Raw genomic sequence first — 14,040 nt, 5'->3', positions numbered from 1 at the left:
AAAAGGCGGCCGAGGCCGCCCTTCGCAGGAAGCGTTGGCGAGGCCGCGCTCAGGCCGCCGGCTCGAATCTCAGCGCCACGCCGTTGATGCAGTAGCGCAGTCCGGTCGGCGGCGGGCCGTCCTCGAAGACGTGGCCGAGATGGCTGCCGCAGCGAGCGCAATGGCATTCCGTGCGGACCATGCCGTAGCTGCGGTCGGTCGTGGTCTCGATGGAACCGGGAACGGGGTCGTTGAAGCTCGGCCAGCCGGTGCCGCTCTCGAACTTCAGCTTGGATTCGAACAGCGGCTGGTCGCAGCCGACGCAAAAGAAGGTGCCGGCGCGCTTTTCGTGAAGCAGCGCACAGCTGCCCGGGCGTTCGGTGCCATGGTTGCGCATGACGGCATATTGCTCAGGCGTCAGCCGGGCGCGCCATTCGGCGTCGGTGCGGGTGACGGGATAGGCGTGGGTGTCCATGCAGAAAACTCCTCGGCCTTGACGGCTCGTTGTTGATCGCAATGTCTATTCGCAACAAGATAGGCGTTTGTTACGAGATTTGCCCGCATTTTCGAGCGTGCCTTCTGCAATCCTCATGCGATCGCCGTGAGATAGCGCGCAACGGAGGCCGCCAGCGCCTGTTTCGCGCCACCGATAATGTTCTGGTTCCACCACGCGCCGTAGATGTCATCGAATGTGAAAGGCTCCAGCGCGGCCGCGATGCGGCGCACGGCGGCCGCATTGAGCGGGATGTAGTTGGGATAGCTGTACATGAAGCTGACGTGGCGGCGGGTCGGCGTCACCTGCAAGATATCGCCGGCCAGGAGAGCATTGCCGCCTTCGCGCTTCCAGTGCAGCACCTGGCCGCCGGCAAAGTGGCCGCCGCAGCGGATGAGCGTCAGGTCCAGTGTCTCGCCTTGCCAGCTGACGATCGACGGGTGTGGCCGCATGATCCACTGCCGGTCGTCGTCATGGAGATAGATCGGCACGCCGCCAAACGCCTCGCTCCATTCGACCATCACCGAATAGTAGTGGCAGTGCGAGATGGCGATCCCGGCAAGGCCGCCGCGGCGATTGATCTCGGCCACCGCCTCGTCGGTCACCATCGAGATGCAGTCCCACAGAACGTTGCCGTGCGGCGTCTGCGTCAGCAGCGCCCGCTGACCGATGGCGAAGCGCGGCTCGATGCCGAAGGCGAGAACGCCGGCATCGCCCTTCATCACAAGCCGATGCCCGGCCGCGAGCTCTTCCGGTGTGGTCCAGGCCTGGCCTTCCCAGCGCACATATTGCCGCTCGTCCTCGCAGATCGGACAGTGCTGTGGGGGCGCTTCGCTCTGCGCGAACTGGACACCGCATTGCAGGCAGAGGAAACAGGTCATGGAACCTCCCGTCATTTTCCCGGCTCAATGCTTGCGCGACAATTGCTTGGTGGCGCTTTCCAGTCCGGCGAGCGTCAGCGGAAACATGCGGCCGCCGAACATGTCGCGGATCATAGCGATCGAATGGGTGAACCCCCAGTTCTTCTGGCTCTCGGGGTTCAGCCATACCGCGTTCGGCCACTGCCGCAGCAGACGGCCGAGCCAGACGGCGCCCGCCTCCGGGTTCCAGTGCTCGACCGAGCCACCGGGATGCGCGATCTCGTAAGGGCTCATCGAGGCATCGCCGACCACGATCACCTTGTAGTCAGGCCCATATTTGTGGAGGAGATCGAAGGTCGGGATCGTCTCGGCATGGCGGCGGCGATTGTCCTTCCACACGCCCTCGTAGAGGCAGTTGTGGAAATAAAAATATTCGAGCTGGCGGAATTCGGCGCGGGCGGCCGAGAACAATTCCTCGACGCTTCTGATGTGGTCGTCCATCGAGCCGCCGACATCGAAGAACATCAAAAGCTTCACCGCGTTGCGCCGCTCTGGCCGCGTCTTGACGTCGAGATAACCGTGCTCGGCGGTGGCGTGGATGGTGCCGGGCAGGTCGAACTCCTCCTCGGCGCCTTCACGCACCCAGCGGCGCAGCCGCTTGAGCGCGATCTTGATGTTGCGGGTGCCGAGCTCGACGGCGTCGTCGAAATTCCTGAACTCGCGCCTGTCCCAGACCTTCACGGCCCGGCGGTTGCGGCTCTCATGCTGGCCGATGCGCACGCCTTCGGGATTGTAGCCATAGGCGCCGAAAGGCGAGGTGCCGCCAGTGCCGATCCATTTCGAGCCGCCTTGGTGGCGGCCTTTCTGCTCCTCGAGCCGCTGCTTCAGCGTCTCCATCAGCTTCTCGAAACCGCCGAGCGCCGCGACCAGCTTTTTCTCTTCCTCGGTCAGGTGCTTTTCGGCCAGCCGGCGCAGCCATTCCTCGGGGATATCAGCGACGTTGACGGCATTCGGACCGCTGAGCGCCTCAACACCCTTGAAGACATGCGCGAACACCTGGTCGAAGCGGTCGATATGGCGTTCGTCCTTCACCAGCGCGGCGCGAGCGAGGTAGTAAAAACCTTCGACGTCATAGTCGACCAGCCCGGCTTCCAACCCCTCCAGCAGCAACAGGTATTCCCGCAAAGAGACGGGAACGCGTGCAGCCTTCAGTTCGAGGAAGAAAGGGATGAACATTTTCTGTCTATAAGAGGTCGTACTCGATGAAGCCGGTGCGGCGCGCGACATGGTCATAGAGCTTGCGCGCCGTGGCGTTGGTTTCGTGCGTCATCCAGTAGACATTCCTGACGCCGATCTTGCCGGCTTCCTGCTTCACGGCTTCGATCAGCGCAGCGCCAATCCCCTTGCCGCGCACTTCGGGGTCGGCGAACAGATCTTGCAAGTAGCAGTTGTTTTTCTCGGACCAGCAAGAGCGATGGTACAGGTAATGGGTGAGGCCGACAGCCTTGCCGTCGAGGACGGCGATAAAGCCCTTAGGTTCGAACTCGCCTTGCGTGAACAGGCGCTTCCAGGTGACCTCGTAGACCTCTTGCGGCAGTTTCGTCTCGTAGAAAGCAAGGTAAGCGGTCCAAAGCCTGCGCCAGTCGGCGTGGTCGGATTCTGCGAGCGGGCGGATAGTGATCTCGGCCATTTCGTTCCCTCTGAGGTCTGGAACTCAATCCATACCAACAGAATCGGGATCAGGAACACCCTTGCCTATCCCGCCGGCAAATTATACTCGCGAAAAGCGGTCGCGAGCATGTGCAGCGCCTCTCGTGCCCTTGGCGCCAAGCTGTGCGAATGCAAAACGATCTCGGAAGGGGGAATTGGCGGCAGGCCGAGTTTGCGGCCCACCTCGACCAGGCCGGGCGGCGCGACACGGTAGGCGAGCGCAGCGACGGCGAAGCCGGCCGACACCGCGATATTGACGGCTGCGCCGCCGCCGCCCACGAAAGCCTCGTTCCAGGCAATGCCTGCCTTATCCAGCGTCTCGACAGCTCTCACGCGGTCAGGGCAATTGCATACGGTGCTTAGCAGCGCCAGGCGCAATGGCGTTCCCGGCCGCCATTCGAAGGCCGGGGCGGCGAACCAGCCATATTGAGTGCGCGACAAGGCTTCGCCGCGGCGGCTGTCGTCTTCCTGATGGACAATCACCGCATCGAGCTCACCGCGATCGAAAGCCTCCTCCAGCATGGAGCTCGTATCGATCCTGATGTTGAGCGCGAGCGACGGATCATGGGCATGCAACTGGGCTATCAATATGGACAGCTCAGGCCCGGCGACGTGATCGACAAAGCCGAGAGCAAGCCGACACGGCGCGTCGGAAAATTCCGTAACGGCTCGTTCGTGGGCGGCAAGGAATTCACGCGCCGCCGGGAGAAAAGCCGCTCCCCTTGCCGAGAGGGCCACGCGGCGCGGCGTTCGTTCGATCAGACGCGCGCCGAGCTTCTCTTCCAGCCGACGCAGCTTAACGCTGATCGTCGCCTGGGTGCTGCCCAGCGCGGCAGCCGCACGCGTGAAGCTCTGCAGGTCGGCCACCATGACGAAGGTCCGCACGGCATCGACGTCAAGACTGGTCATCTCTAATCATTCCATTTTGTCATTTCTGAAATAGAAACGCATAGTCTTTTTTCATGATGGGGGGTCATTTAAGTCATGTCGACCGCTGTGTGAAGAGCGACGCTCGCAGCCACTTCCGAATGCTCCGACTGAAAGTGACCGACATGACGTTTCCAATCGACCGAAACACCGTTGCTCTTGCGGGGGTCTGCCTCGCCTCGCTGCTGTTCGGCCTCGAAATCTCCAGCGTCCCGGTGATCCTGCCGAAACTGGAAACCGTGCTTGGCGCTGATTTCAAGGATCTGCAATGGATCATGAATGCCTACACCATTGCCTGCACCACGGTGTTGATGGCGACGGGGACATTGGCCGACCGTCTCGGCCGCAAACGCGTGATGGTGGGCACCACCGTCGCCTTTGGCCTCGCCTCCCTGCTATGCGGTCTCGCAACGAGCGCTCCGCTGCTGATCATCGCCCGGTTTCTTCAGGGCCTGGCGGGCGGAGCGATGTTTACCTGCAGCGTGGCGGTGTTGTCCCACCAGTTTCAAGACGGCAGTGAACGCGGCAAAGCCTTCGTCGCCTGGAGCGTCGTCTCGGGCATCGGGCTTGGCTTCGGCCCCGCCATTGGCGGATTGATTGTGACGCTGTCGAGTTGGCAATGGGTGTTCCTCATCCATGTGCCGCTTGCCGTTCTTGCCTTGGCTTTCATCGGCGCCGGTGTCACCGAATCGCGCGATCGCAACGCGCAGAAGCTTGACCGGGCCGGCATACTGACACTGTCGTTCGCGGTGTTCGGCTTCTCCTATCTGATCACGCAAGGGGCCGATCTGGGCGCTGGCGCGCGCATCGGCGTGGCAAGCGCGGCCGTGCTGGCCTTCGTCGCGTTCCTCGTAGCCGAGAAGATCAATCCCTATCCGATGTTCGATTTCTCCGTTTTCCGCATCCGCCAATTCTCGGGAGCGATCATGGGCGGCATCGGCATGAATTTCAGCTACTGGCCGTTCATCATCTATCTGCCGATCTATTTTTCGGGGGTCCTCGGTTACGACAGCACCACGACCGGCCTGTTGCTGCTCGTCTATACGCTCCCTTTCATGCTGATGCCGTCGATCGCCGAGCGCCTGCGGGCGCGCTATCAGGCGCGGGTGGCGATCCCGCTCGGCTTGTTGACATTGGGGGTCGGTTTCATCGCCATGTGGATAGGGTCCGGGCTCGAGGGCGCCTGCTGGCTGACCATGCTGCCCGGCACGCTGATCGCCGGCATCGGCATCGGCCTGACCAATTCGCCGACCACCAACACCACGACCGGCTCGGTGTCGCCCGATCGTGCCGGCATGGCGTCCGGCATCGATATCAGTGCGCGGCTGATCACGCTTGCCATCAACATCGCGGTGCTGGGACTGCTGCTGACGCAAGGGATCGTTTCTTATCTGCGCAACGCATTCGGCACGGCTATCGACCCGAACGAACTGCGCGCCCTGGCGGAGAAGATCGCAGCCGGCAATCTCGACGGCCTGGCGCAATACTCGCCCAAGCTCACGACCCTCGACCCGACGGGCGCCATCGTTCATGCCGCCCTGATCAACGGTTTTGGTTGGGTCATGCTCTATAGCGGGATCGGCGTTCTGGCTCTTGCCGTCATCAGCTTTGCTATCTTCGGCCCAAAATATGTCGCGCCGCAGCAGCGAAGCGGGCGTCCTGCGCAGGGTGCTGGCGAGATGCGCTCGTAGCATGCCTTGTGCGGCTCGGCCTCAGGGTGCCGATGCGCTCGTTCACCCTTGCCGCCTCGCCATGAAGGCCAGCCGCTCGAACAGATGCACGTCCTGCTCGTTCTTCAGCAACGCGCCGTGCAGCTTGGGCAGCGCGTTCTTCGGGTCGGCGCGCAGATCCTCGGGCGCGATGTCGTCGGCGACCAGCAGCCTTATCCAGTCGAGCGCCTCGGAAGTCGACGGCTTCTTCTTCAGTCCCGGCACGTCGCGGATTTCGTAGAACTGAGTGAGCGCCGCCCGCACCAGATTCTGCTTGATGCCGGGATAATGCACATCGACGATCCTGTGCAGTGTCTCGACGTCGGGAAAGCGGATGTAGTGGAAAAAGCAGCGACGCAGGAAGGCGTCGGGCAGTTCCTTCTCGTTGTTGGAGGTGATGATGACGATCGGCCTCACCGCGGCGCGGATCGTCTCGCCGGTCTCGTAGACGAAGAACTCCATCCGGTCGAGTTCCTGCAAGAGGTCGTTGGGAAATTCGATATCGGCCTTGTCGATCTCGTCGATTAGGAGGACGACTTTCTTGCCGGCGGCGAAGGCTTCCCACAATTTGCCGCGCTTGATGTAGTTCTTGATATCGTTGAACCTGGTATCGCCAAGCTGACTGTCGCGCAGCCGCGACACGGCATCATACTCGTAGAGGCCTTGCTGCGCCCGCGTCGTCGATTTGACGTGCCATTCGATGAGTTCCAGCCCGAGTGCCGCCGCCACTTGCCTGGCAAGCTCCGTCTTGCCGGTGCCGGGCTCACCTTTGACCAGCAAGGGCCGTTCCAGCGCGATCGCCGCGTTGACCGCCACCATCAGATCCTTGTCGGCGACGTAGGCCGCAGTGCCTTCGAAACGCATTTTTGCTCCTTGGTTCAGTACGGACGACCGTAAGGAGACGGCTTGGCCCATGCAAGGGTGGGTTGGCGGCGGCGAAATGTGAAGCCGGCAGGGAAAGAGCGCCAACTCTCTGGCGCCAAGTCTCTGGCGCTTGGGAGGGCATCGGCCTATATTGGGGCTGACGGTCTGCGCTTCCCGGCAGGAGACACTTTTCCCCGGGGCCTTAACGATCCTTAGGGAGCTGTCCCTGGGAAGACCCGTGGGTTTTCTCACACGGCGCCCACCTACTTTGTAGGCACCCGGGATCGACTTCTCCACCGGTTGTGTGGATCGTCACTTATTCGCCACATCCACGTATTTCGTGGATCATGCGATGGAAAACGTCGCTCCCAAAACGTCCATTCAGGTCTGGCTTTTTCTAGCGTCTGCGCATGGCATCCTCAAAAGACCTGAAAAAACAGCTGCGCAAGGAAGCACTTGGCCGCCGCGACGCGCTCGATGAATTCTGGCGGGTGGAAGTCGCGCTCGACATGGCCGAAACCGCGCGCGACCAGCTTGCCATCGAGCCAGGCCAAATCGTGTCCGGCTTCTGGCCAATGCGCTCGGAAGTCGATGTCCGGCCGCTGATGTTCGCCTTGCGCGAAAAGGGCGCACGGCTCTGCCTTCCGGCGATCCTCGACAAGACGACCATGGTCTTTCGCGAATTGGTAGGCGGCGCGCCGATGATCGATATGGGATTTGGCACCGTCGGGCCGCATGAGGAGGCCGAAGTTCTTGACCCCTCCGTCATGCTGGTGCCGCTCGCCGGCTTCGACGCGCGCGGCCACCGCATCGGTTACGGCGCGGGCTATTATGACCGTGCGATCGCCAAGCTTGTCGACAAGGGGCATGCGCCCCGGCTGATCGGCATTGCTTTCGACTGCCAGGAAGTGACGATGGTTCCCAATGAGGACCATGACGTCATCATCCCGGAAATACTCACCGAGAGCGGGTTGCGCCGGTTCGAGCCAGAATTGTAGATAGTTCTTTGGAACGCATGATCTTTGCCGAAAGTCATGCCACTTTTCGGGGTCAAGCGTGATGAGACTTCTCTTCCTCGGCGACATGGTCGGCAAGACAGGCCGCACGGCGGTGTGGGAGCAATTGCCGGGCCTGATCTCGGACTTCAAGCTCGATTTCGTCATCGTCAACGGCGAAAACGCGGCCGGCGGCTTCGGCATCACCGAGGAGATTTTTCGCGAGACCATCGCGGCCGGCGCCGATGTCGTCACCACCGGCAACCATGTTTGGGACCAGCGCGATGCGCTCGCCTTCGCGCCGCGCGAAGAGCGCTTCCTGCGCCCCTCCAATTTTCCCAAGGGTACGCCAGGGCGCGGCTCGGGCGTCTACATCGCCAGGAGCGGCGCGCGCGTGCTGGTCGCCAACATCATGGGCCGGGTGTTCATGCATCCCGAGCTCGACGATCCCTTCCAGGCTGGCGAGCGCGAGCTTGCCGCCTGTCCGCTCGGCGAGCAGGCGGATGCCGTGGTCATCGACTTCCACGCCGAGGCGACCTCCGAAAAAATGTGCTTCGCGCATTTCGTCGACGGTCGCGCCAGCCTCGTGGTCGGCACTCACACCCACCAGCCGACCGCCGATCACCATATCCTCAATGGCGGCACCGGCTACATTTCCGACGTGGGCATGTGCGGCGATTATGATTCGTCGCTCGGCATGGACAAGGAGGAGCCGCTCAACCGGTTCCTGTCGAAAGTGCCGAAGGGGCGTTTCGAGGCGGCGACCGGACCCGCGACCTTGTGCGGCGTCGGCGTTGATATTTCCGACCGCACGGGGCTGACCGAGAAGATCGCGCCGTTTCGCCGCGGGCCGCGGCTCGAGGAAACGGCGCCGTCCTTCTGGACGTGACATTGATATAGGGGCTCTCAATACCTAACTGCCGGCGACACTGCTCTAGATCGTAGAGGGGACGACCTCCATGCAGCTTATCGAGTTCCTGGCGCCGCACTTCGCCTTCGTGTCCGATCCCACCGCCTGGGTCGCGCTGTTGACCCTGGTGGTGCTCGAGATCGTGCTCGGCATCGACAACCTGATCTTTATCTCGATCCTGACCAACAAGCTGCCGGAAGCACAGCGAGCCCGCGCCCGCCGGCTCGGCATCTCGGCGGCGCTCGTCATGCGGCTGGTGCTGCTCGCCACCATCTCGATCATCGTCCAACTGACGGCGCCGGTCTTCACCGCCCTTGGCCACGGCTTTTCCTGGCGCGACCTGATCCTGATCGCCGGTGGCCTGTTCCTGGTGTGGAAGGCGACCAAGGAGATCCATCACACGGTCGACCCCGACGACCACCAGGACACGATGCTGGGCGAGACCGTGCAGATGAGCCTTGCCGGCGCCATCTTCCAGATACTGCTTCTCGACCTTGTCTTCTCCATCGATTCCATCATTACCGCCGTCGGCATGACCGACGAGATCGCCATCATGTACATCGCCGTCATCGTGGCGGTTACGGTGATGATGCTGGCGGCTACGCCGCTGGCGAACTTCATCGCCAAGAACCCGAGCATCGTCATGCTGGCGCTGGGCTTCCTGTTGATGATCGGCATGACGCTGATCGCCGACGGCATGGGCTACCATGTGCCCAAGGGTTATATCTACGCGGCGATGGGTTTTTCGGCGCTCGTCGAAGGCCTCAACATGCTGGCGCGGAACCGCAAGAAGGCGAAGTCCGGCGGCGGGCATTGAGCCTGACGACATGGCCAATGCCGAGTTCAGGCTGACTCTTACGAAATTGTACGTACATTGTCGTAATCGACGGTGCTGCTTTGCGATTCGAATGGGATGCTGAAAAAGCCAGGCGCAACCTTGCCAAGCACGACATCGGATTCGATCTCGCGCAGAAGGTGTTCGATGATCCGCTTTATCTCATCGTGCCCGACCGGTTTGAAGATGGTGAGCAGCGTTGGCACGCTATCGGGACGATCGATGCCGTAGTGGTCATGCTGGTTGTACACACATATCCTGATCGCGAAGATGAGGAACGAGTTAGGATTGTTGGTGCCCGGAAGCGACAGCGCATGAAAGGAGGCGCTATGAGCAAGAAGGACCTTAGTCAGGATCAGCGCAACCAGCTCGCCAAGCTGGCTGGTTTGCCTGACAGCGAAATTAATACTTCCGACATCCCAGAAGTTCCGGCGGAGAATTGGATTCATGCTCGTCGTGGACATCTTTACAGACCACTCAAGCAGCCAGTGACAATCAGACTCGATGCCGACGTGCTATCGTGGTTCAAGGAGCATGTCGGGGGTGGTGGTTACCAGACCGAAATCAATCGTGTGCTCCGCCATCACGTGATCGAGCAGGAAAAGCGTAGAACCTGAGCCGGTTCAACTCCCCGGCGCGCCCTTCGGGTGACGGTCGCCGATCAGGCCTAGTGTCAGGCCTTGTTCGAGCCAGGCCTTGGCGCCGGCCAGAACGAGCGTGAAGCCGCCGGTTGAATCGACCGCCTGTTTCACCTGTTCGTCGCCATTGCCGGCAAAGCCGAAATTGTGGACCTCCAGGAAGGTCGCGTCACCTGGCATTTCGGTGAAGGTCCAGATCACCGTGGTCGGCGGATCGCTCCATTGCATGACGATCTTTTCGTTGGCGACGATCTCGCTGACGACCACGGTCGTCGAGACGCCATACATGCGCCACTCCCATTGAACCGGCTTGCGGCCGTCCAACCTGCCGCTGGAATGGGTGAACCAGAATTTCGTGGTGATCTCCGGGTTGACGATGGCCTCGAAAACGTCGGAGACCGGCCGCCGGATCATCATGGCGGCTTCGGCCGTCGGTGTCTCGCGGATTTCCATAGCGTTCTCCCCTGCCGAATACGCCTTCACCAGGCGTCGGGCTCCCGCACCATGTGAACGATGTTGGCGGGGCTGGTGATCCAGAAACCGCGGAAGCCTTCTCCCAGCGGCTCGATGGCGTCGCATCGCTCGACGCCGACCTTGGCGAGATGATCGGCGGCGCCCGGGAAATCCCCGGTGAACAGTCCCAGCCAGATCTCGGCCTGGCCCGGTCCTGCTATGGCAGATTGATCTGCCAGGAAACGCCGAACCTGTCGTTCAGCCAGGCGAAACGGCGGCTGAAACCGTAATTGCCGGTCGGCATCAGAAACGTGCCGTCTTTGGACAAGGCCTCGACGATGCGCTCCAGCTCTTCTTCGGTGGAACAGTCGACGAAGAGCGAGACCGACGGCGTGAAGGTGAAGGCGTGCTGTACCGGGCTGTTGAAGATCATGACCTCCGTGCCGCCGATGGATGCGCGAGCCAGCTTGACTGCCCCTTCGGGTCCGTCCTCGCCTGCACCGTAGCGCGTGAGGTCGAGGACGCGGCTATCCGGAATGGTCTCACAATAGAAGGCCATTGCTTGCTCGGCCTTGCCTTCGAACATCAGGAACGGGGTTACTTTCACGGCAGGCCTCCCTTCGCTCAAATGTTGGTCTCGTTGGCAGGCTCGCCCTTCATCTCGCTGCGGTAGTAGCCTTCGCGCAAATTGATGCCGTGTTCGACATAGGCCTTCATGCAGGCCAGCATCTGCGACCAGCCCTCGCAATTGAGATAGGACTTCTTCAGGCCGACCGCGTCCTCGTGCCAGCCGGCCTCGGCGATGGTGACGAAAGTGCCGCCGTCGTCGAGCGGCTCGAAATTCATCTCGATGCGGGTCTTGTAGGCCGGCTTTCCCTCTTCGTCGGTGGCATCCCAGCGCAGCACGATGCGGCTGTCCCTGACGATTTCGTCTACTTCGACCGGCACCTTGCCCCACCACACGACATTGGCGCCCGACACCAAGGGCGCGCTGGCACCGCCGATGGTGGTGAAATAGGAGCTGAGCTTCTTCGGATTGACGACCGCGTCGAAGACGTCGGCGACCGGTTTGCCGATGCGTCCTGAAACCCTGAATCCAAGAGACATATCCACAGCTCCTTCCTTGATTGATAGGAGTTTATGTTATAAAAAAATAACATGTCAAGCCGATCGCAAGACGACAATGTTTTCAAGGCGCTGGCGCATCCGCGCCGGCGCGAGATGCTGGATCTGCTGAAGGACGCGCCAAAGACGACCGGCATGCTGTGCGAGGCGTTTTCCGATGTCGACCGCTGCACCGTCATGCTGCATCTCAAAGTGCTGGAAGAGGCCGATCTCATCGTGGCGCGGCGCGAGGGGCGCGAGCGCTGGAACCATCTCAACGCGCTGCCGATCAAGCAGATTCACGACCGCTGGATCAGCCAGTACGCCGGCCATGCGCTTAGCATCATAGACCGGCTGAAATCCGATCTGGAGGGGTGAACGGCCGTCACGGCTTTGCCGTGCGTGGTAAAGCGCGGCGCGGCTGGACGAATTGAGCCGATTTATCTATAAGCCGGCCATTCCGACAAAGAGCGCCATACGTCCATTCGGACGCAGCAGGGACGTTCTGACATTTTGAATTCGAGCATTGCGGAAGGCGGTCATGCATCTCGCCGCGCGATGCTCTAGCCGAACACGACAGGGGTGCCATGGCTGGCCATTCACAGTTCAAGAACATCATGCACCGCAAGGGCCGTCAGGACGCGGTGCGGTCGAAAATGTTTTCCAAGCTGGCGCGCGAAATCACCGTCGCGGCCAAGAGCGGGACCCCCGATCCGTCGATGAATCCGCGCCTGCGCCTTGCCGTGCAGAACGCCAAGGCGGTGTCGATGCCGAAGGACAATATCCAGCGCGCCATCAACAAGGCGTCGATGGGCGACGCCGAAAATTACGAAGCCGTGCGTTACGAGGGCTACGGTCCCGGCGGCGTCGCCGTGATCGTCGAGGCGCTGACCGACAATCGCAACCGCTCGGCTTCGAATGTGCGCGCCGCCTTCACCAAGGCCGGTGGGGCGATGGGCGAAACCGGCTCGGTGTCGTTCATGTGGGATCGGGTCGGCGAAATCTATTATCCGGCATCGGCCGGCAGCGCCGACAAGGTCATGGACGCGGCAATCGAAGCCGGCGCCGATGACGTGGAGTCGGACGAGGAAGGCCACACCATCTATTGCGCCTTCGAAAACCTCGGCGAGGTGTCGAAGGCACTCGAAGCCTCTCTCGGCGAGGCGGAATCGGTGAAGCCGATCTGGAAACCGCAGAACAATATTCCGGTCGATGAAGAACGCGCCCAGTCGCTGATGAAGCTGGTCGCCACGCTCGAGGACGACGATGACGTTCAAAGCGTCTACGCCAATTTCGAGGTCGACGAGGAGACCATGGCCAAGCTCAGCGCTGCGTGAGCAAAGCCTGACATGATCGAAAAACCGCTGCCCACCATCCGCATCACCTATTGCACGCAGTGCCAGTGGCTGCTGCGTGCCGGCTGGATGGCGCAGGAACTGCTATCGACATTCGGCACCGATCTGGGCGAGGTGACGCTGGTGCCCGGCACCGGCGGCGTCTTCACCATATCGTGCAACGAGGTGCTGGTCTGGGACCGCAAGCGCGACGGCGGCTTTCCGGATGCGGCAAAACTCAAGCAACTGGTGCGCGACGTCATCGACCCGGACCGCGATCTCGGTCATTCCGACCGCAAGGCGAAGAGCTGAGACTTCCCGCAGAAGCCGGACGTCATTTTCCTCGCCTCTGCCCGAAAATCGCGCCGATCCCGGCGCCGATTGCTATGCCCATGCCGATGCCGACGGCAGGGTCATCCATCGCTGCGCCACAGACAGCGCCGAGGCCGATCCCCGCGGCAATGCCCAAGGCCATGGTGGAATACGGGTCGTTCACGGCGCTTCTCCCGATAAACACGCCTCGGTCGCCGCGATGCCGAACGCGGCGGACCGAGACACGTCAACGCGCGGCGAACCAGAAGGATGCCAGCGCGGCGATGGCGGTGATGGCGCGCACGTGGTTCCACATCACCCAGTCCCTGAGATAGGTGGTCCATACAGCAGCGCCGTTGCTGCTGGCCGGATCGACGGCGGCCAGCGCGTCGTTGAGCGGCACGTTGAAAACCATCGTCACGATGGGGTTGCCGACGAGATAGATGACTGCGCCGGCCAGCAGCCAGAAGGAGCCTGGCTGCTGCCAGCCGATGATGGCGCCGGCGATCAAGACAAGGCAGATCAGGCCGGTGCCGAACAAGGCGGTCATGAACATCGGCGTGATGACGGTGATGTTGATCGAGTTCATGGCGGCGATACCGCCCGCGGCAGGCAGGCGAGCCATTGCCGGCATGACGAAGTTGGAAAAGGCGAAGAACACGCCGCCAACAACGCCCGAGCCGATAGCGGCGATGAAGATGAGGGTGGGAAGTAATTTCGGGATCATGTCAGTTGCTCCAGATGCCGGTTGCGGCGGTTTCAGTCGCAATGGGCAGAAAAGTTTTGGGGGGTGGCCGGGCACCTGTTCGACGCCTTCAAATCAATTATCCCGTCTGCTTCTTTCAAAACATGAGAAATCCTCATATTTGCAAAACGTGATAAACCCTCGTATTTTGCGAGTCAAGTCATTTCTGGGT

Annotated in this window: 19 protein-coding genes, 1 other RNA gene and 1 pseudogene; 9 read left to right on the top strand and 12 right to left on the bottom strand. The window is 61.5% G+C overall.

What is annotated here, in order from left to right; genetic code table 11:
* Window positions 1-49: 49 nt before the first annotated feature.
* The 5 genes from msrB to FJ490_RS07755 all read right to left on the bottom strand — a co-directional run bounded on the left by msrB (window position 50) and on the right by FJ490_RS07755 (window position 3,951).
* Window positions 50-454 (bottom strand): peptide-methionine (R)-S-oxide reductase MsrB, encoded by a 405-nt coding sequence (gene msrB / locus FJ490_RS07775; RefSeq protein WP_140493098.1) that lies wholly within the window; start codon window positions 452-454, stop codon window positions 50-52.
* Between the two features lie 113 nt (window positions 455-567).
* The gene (locus tag FJ490_RS07770) at window positions 568-1,353 is read right to left on the bottom strand and encodes an MBL fold metallo-hydrolase (protein WP_140729309.1); all 786 of its coding nucleotides are present in this window, start codon (window positions 1,351-1,353) and stop codon (window positions 568-570) included.
* Between the two features lie 24 nt (window positions 1,354-1,377).
* The gene (locus FJ490_RS07765) at window positions 1,378-2,568 is read right to left on the bottom strand and encodes a VWA domain-containing protein (protein ID WP_140729308.1); all 1,191 of its coding nucleotides are present in this window, start codon (window positions 2,566-2,568) and stop codon (window positions 1,378-1,380) included.
* A gap of 7 nt (window positions 2,569-2,575) precedes the next feature.
* Window positions 2,576-3,022 (bottom strand): GNAT family N-acetyltransferase, encoded by a 447-nt coding sequence (locus tag FJ490_RS07760; protein WP_140525030.1) that lies wholly within the window; start codon window positions 3,020-3,022, stop codon window positions 2,576-2,578.
* Window positions 3,023-3,087: 65 nt separating this feature from the next.
* Window positions 3,088-3,951 carry a LysR family transcriptional regulator gene (locus tag FJ490_RS07755; protein ID WP_140566807.1) on the bottom strand — a complete coding sequence of 288 codons (864 nt, stop codon included), beginning with the start codon at window positions 3,949-3,951 and terminating at the stop codon, window positions 3,088-3,090.
* Between the two features lie 143 nt (window positions 3,952-4,094).
* Here FJ490_RS07755 and FJ490_RS07750 point away from each other — a divergent pair, with 143 nt between their 5' ends.
* Window positions 4,095-5,660, top strand: a complete 1,566-nt coding sequence (locus tag FJ490_RS07750) for an MFS transporter (protein WP_246672775.1) — start codon at window positions 4,095-4,097, stop codon at window positions 5,658-5,660.
* A 42-nt stretch (window positions 5,661-5,702) separates the two neighbouring features.
* Here FJ490_RS07750 and FJ490_RS07745 read toward each other — a convergent pair whose 3' ends face one another.
* The gene (locus FJ490_RS07745) at window positions 5,703-6,542 is read right to left on the bottom strand and encodes a MoxR family ATPase (RefSeq protein ID WP_140493116.1); all 840 of its coding nucleotides are present in this window, start codon (window positions 6,540-6,542) and stop codon (window positions 5,703-5,705) included.
* A gap of 159 nt (window positions 6,543-6,701) precedes the next feature.
* On the opposite strand from FJ490_RS07745, the gene ssrS reads away from it, so the two are divergent.
* The 5 genes from ssrS (at window position 6,702) to FJ490_RS07720 (ending at window position 9,899) form a co-directional block, all read left to right on the top strand.
* Window positions 6,702-6,857: non-coding RNA, 6S RNA (ssrS, locus tag FJ490_RS07740), on the top strand.
* A gap of 95 nt (window positions 6,858-6,952) precedes the next feature.
* Window positions 6,953-7,540: a 5-formyltetrahydrofolate cyclo-ligase gene (locus tag FJ490_RS07735; RefSeq protein ID WP_140729306.1), complete on the top strand. Its 588-nt coding sequence runs from the start codon at window positions 6,953-6,955 to the stop codon at window positions 7,538-7,540.
* Between the two features lie 61 nt (window positions 7,541-7,601).
* Window positions 7,602-8,426, top strand: a complete 825-nt coding sequence (locus FJ490_RS07730) for a YmdB family metallophosphoesterase (RefSeq protein ID WP_140729305.1) — start codon at window positions 7,602-7,604, stop codon at window positions 8,424-8,426.
* 70 nt (window positions 8,427-8,496) lie between these two features.
* Window positions 8,497-9,264 carry a TerC family protein gene (locus tag FJ490_RS07725; protein ID WP_140493125.1) on the top strand — a complete coding sequence of 256 codons (768 nt, stop codon included), beginning with the start codon at window positions 8,497-8,499 and terminating at the stop codon, window positions 9,262-9,264.
* Window positions 9,265-9,344: 80 nt separating this feature from the next.
* The gene (locus tag FJ490_RS07720) at window positions 9,345-9,899 is read left to right on the top strand and encodes a BrnT family toxin (RefSeq protein WP_140729304.1); all 555 of its coding nucleotides are present in this window, start codon (window positions 9,345-9,347) and stop codon (window positions 9,897-9,899) included.
* A gap of 6 nt (window positions 9,900-9,905) precedes the next feature.
* Here FJ490_RS07720 and FJ490_RS07715 read toward each other — a convergent pair whose 3' ends face one another.
* The 4 genes and pseudogenes from FJ490_RS07715 to FJ490_RS07700 form a co-directional block, all read right to left on the bottom strand.
* On the bottom strand, window positions 9,906-10,373 hold the full coding sequence (locus FJ490_RS07715) for an SRPBCC family protein (protein ID WP_140624969.1): 468 nt from the start codon (window positions 10,371-10,373) through the stop codon (window positions 9,906-9,908).
* A gap of 26 nt (window positions 10,374-10,399) precedes the next feature.
* Window positions 10,400-10,579, bottom strand: a pseudogene (locus tag FJ490_RS33030) (hypothetical protein); the annotation flags it as partial.
* An 11-nt stretch (window positions 10,580-10,590) separates the two neighbouring features.
* Window positions 10,591-10,980, bottom strand: coding sequence for a VOC family protein (locus tag FJ490_RS07705; RefSeq protein ID WP_281405133.1), 390 nt, complete (start codon window positions 10,978-10,980; stop codon window positions 10,591-10,593).
* A 17-nt stretch (window positions 10,981-10,997) separates the two neighbouring features.
* Window positions 10,998-11,480, bottom strand: a complete 483-nt coding sequence (locus tag FJ490_RS07700) for an SRPBCC domain-containing protein (protein ID WP_140729303.1) — start codon at window positions 11,478-11,480, stop codon at window positions 10,998-11,000.
* A 51-nt stretch (window positions 11,481-11,531) separates the two neighbouring features.
* On the opposite strand from FJ490_RS07700, the gene FJ490_RS07695 reads away from it, so the two are divergent.
* The 3 genes from FJ490_RS07695 (at window position 11,532) to FJ490_RS07685 (ending at window position 13,123) form a co-directional block, all read left to right on the top strand.
* Window positions 11,532-11,855, top strand: a complete 324-nt coding sequence (locus FJ490_RS07695) for a helix-turn-helix domain-containing protein (RefSeq protein WP_140493140.1) — start codon at window positions 11,532-11,534, stop codon at window positions 11,853-11,855.
* 209 nt (window positions 11,856-12,064) lie between these two features.
* A complete protein-coding gene (locus FJ490_RS07690; RefSeq protein WP_140525039.1) occupies window positions 12,065-12,814 on the top strand; it encodes a YebC/PmpR family DNA-binding transcriptional regulator in 750 nt (249 codons plus the stop codon).
* Between the two features lie 12 nt (window positions 12,815-12,826).
* The gene (locus tag FJ490_RS07685; protein WP_140493146.1) at window positions 12,827-13,123 is read left to right on the top strand and encodes a SelT/SelW/SelH family protein; all 297 of its coding nucleotides are present in this window, start codon (window positions 12,827-12,829) and stop codon (window positions 13,121-13,123) included.
* A gap of 22 nt (window positions 13,124-13,145) precedes the next feature.
* Here the strand turns inward: FJ490_RS07685 and FJ490_RS32630 are convergent, their stop codons facing one another.
* Entirely contained in the window at window positions 13,146-13,307 is a 162-nt protein-coding gene (locus FJ490_RS32630) for a hypothetical protein (protein WP_181165385.1), read from the bottom strand.
* Window positions 13,308-13,370: 63 nt separating this feature from the next.
* Window positions 13,371-13,850 (bottom strand): DUF1772 domain-containing protein, encoded by a 480-nt coding sequence (locus FJ490_RS07680; RefSeq protein ID WP_140676277.1) that lies wholly within the window; start codon window positions 13,848-13,850, stop codon window positions 13,371-13,373.
* Window positions 13,851-14,040: the final 190 nt, after the last annotated feature.

The sequence above is a fragment of the Mesorhizobium sp. B2-5-11 genome (genome assembly GCF_006440835.1).
In the GTDB taxonomy this organism is placed as follows: domain Bacteria; phylum Pseudomonadota; class Alphaproteobacteria; order Rhizobiales; family Rhizobiaceae; genus Mesorhizobium.
This window is presented reverse-complemented; position numbering and strand designations above follow the sequence as displayed.

Excerpts from the sequence above, each read along its gene's own strand:
- msrB (WP_140493098.1), bottom strand. The coding sequence starts at position 454 with ATGGACACCCACGCCTATCCCGTCACCCGCACCGACGCCGAATGGCGC.
- FJ490_RS07770 (WP_140729309.1), bottom strand. The coding sequence starts at position 1,353 with ATGACCTGTTTCCTCTGCCTGCAATGCGGTGTCCAGTTCGCGCAGAGC.
- FJ490_RS07765 (WP_140729308.1), bottom strand. The coding sequence starts at position 2,568 with ATGTTCATCCCTTTCTTCCTCGAACTGAAGGCTGCACGCGTTCCCGTC.
- FJ490_RS07760 (WP_140525030.1), bottom strand. The coding sequence starts at position 3,022 with ATGGCCGAGATCACTATCCGCCCGCTCGCAGAATCCGACCACGCCGAC.
- FJ490_RS07755 (WP_140566807.1), bottom strand. The coding sequence starts at position 3,951 with ATGACCAGTCTTGACGTCGATGCCGTGCGGACCTTCGTCATGGTGGCC.
- FJ490_RS07750 (WP_246672775.1), top strand. The coding sequence starts at position 4,095 with ATGACGTTTCCAATCGACCGAAACACCGTTGCTCTTGCGGGGGTCTGC.
- FJ490_RS07745 (WP_140493116.1), bottom strand. The coding sequence starts at position 6,542 with ATGCGTTTCGAAGGCACTGCGGCCTACGTCGCCGACAAGGATCTGATG.
- FJ490_RS07735 (WP_140729306.1), top strand. The coding sequence starts at position 6,953 with ATGGCATCCTCAAAAGACCTGAAAAAACAGCTGCGCAAGGAAGCACTT.
- FJ490_RS07730 (WP_140729305.1), top strand. The coding sequence starts at position 7,602 with ATGAGACTTCTCTTCCTCGGCGACATGGTCGGCAAGACAGGCCGCACG.
- FJ490_RS07725 (WP_140493125.1), top strand. The coding sequence starts at position 8,497 with ATGCAGCTTATCGAGTTCCTGGCGCCGCACTTCGCCTTCGTGTCCGAT.
- FJ490_RS07715 (WP_140624969.1), bottom strand. The coding sequence starts at position 10,373 with ATGGAAATCCGCGAGACACCGACGGCCGAAGCCGCCATGATGATCCGG.
- FJ490_RS07700 (WP_140729303.1), bottom strand. The coding sequence starts at position 11,480 with ATGTCTCTTGGATTCAGGGTTTCAGGACGCATCGGCAAACCGGTCGCC.
- FJ490_RS07695 (WP_140493140.1), top strand. The coding sequence starts at position 11,532 with ATGTCAAGCCGATCGCAAGACGACAATGTTTTCAAGGCGCTGGCGCAT.
- FJ490_RS07690 (WP_140525039.1), top strand. The coding sequence starts at position 12,065 with ATGGCTGGCCATTCACAGTTCAAGAACATCATGCACCGCAAGGGCCGT.
- FJ490_RS07685 (WP_140493146.1), top strand. The coding sequence starts at position 12,827 with ATGATCGAAAAACCGCTGCCCACCATCCGCATCACCTATTGCACGCAG.
- FJ490_RS07680 (WP_140676277.1), bottom strand. The coding sequence starts at position 13,850 with ATGATCCCGAAATTACTTCCCACCCTCATCTTCATCGCCGCTATCGGC.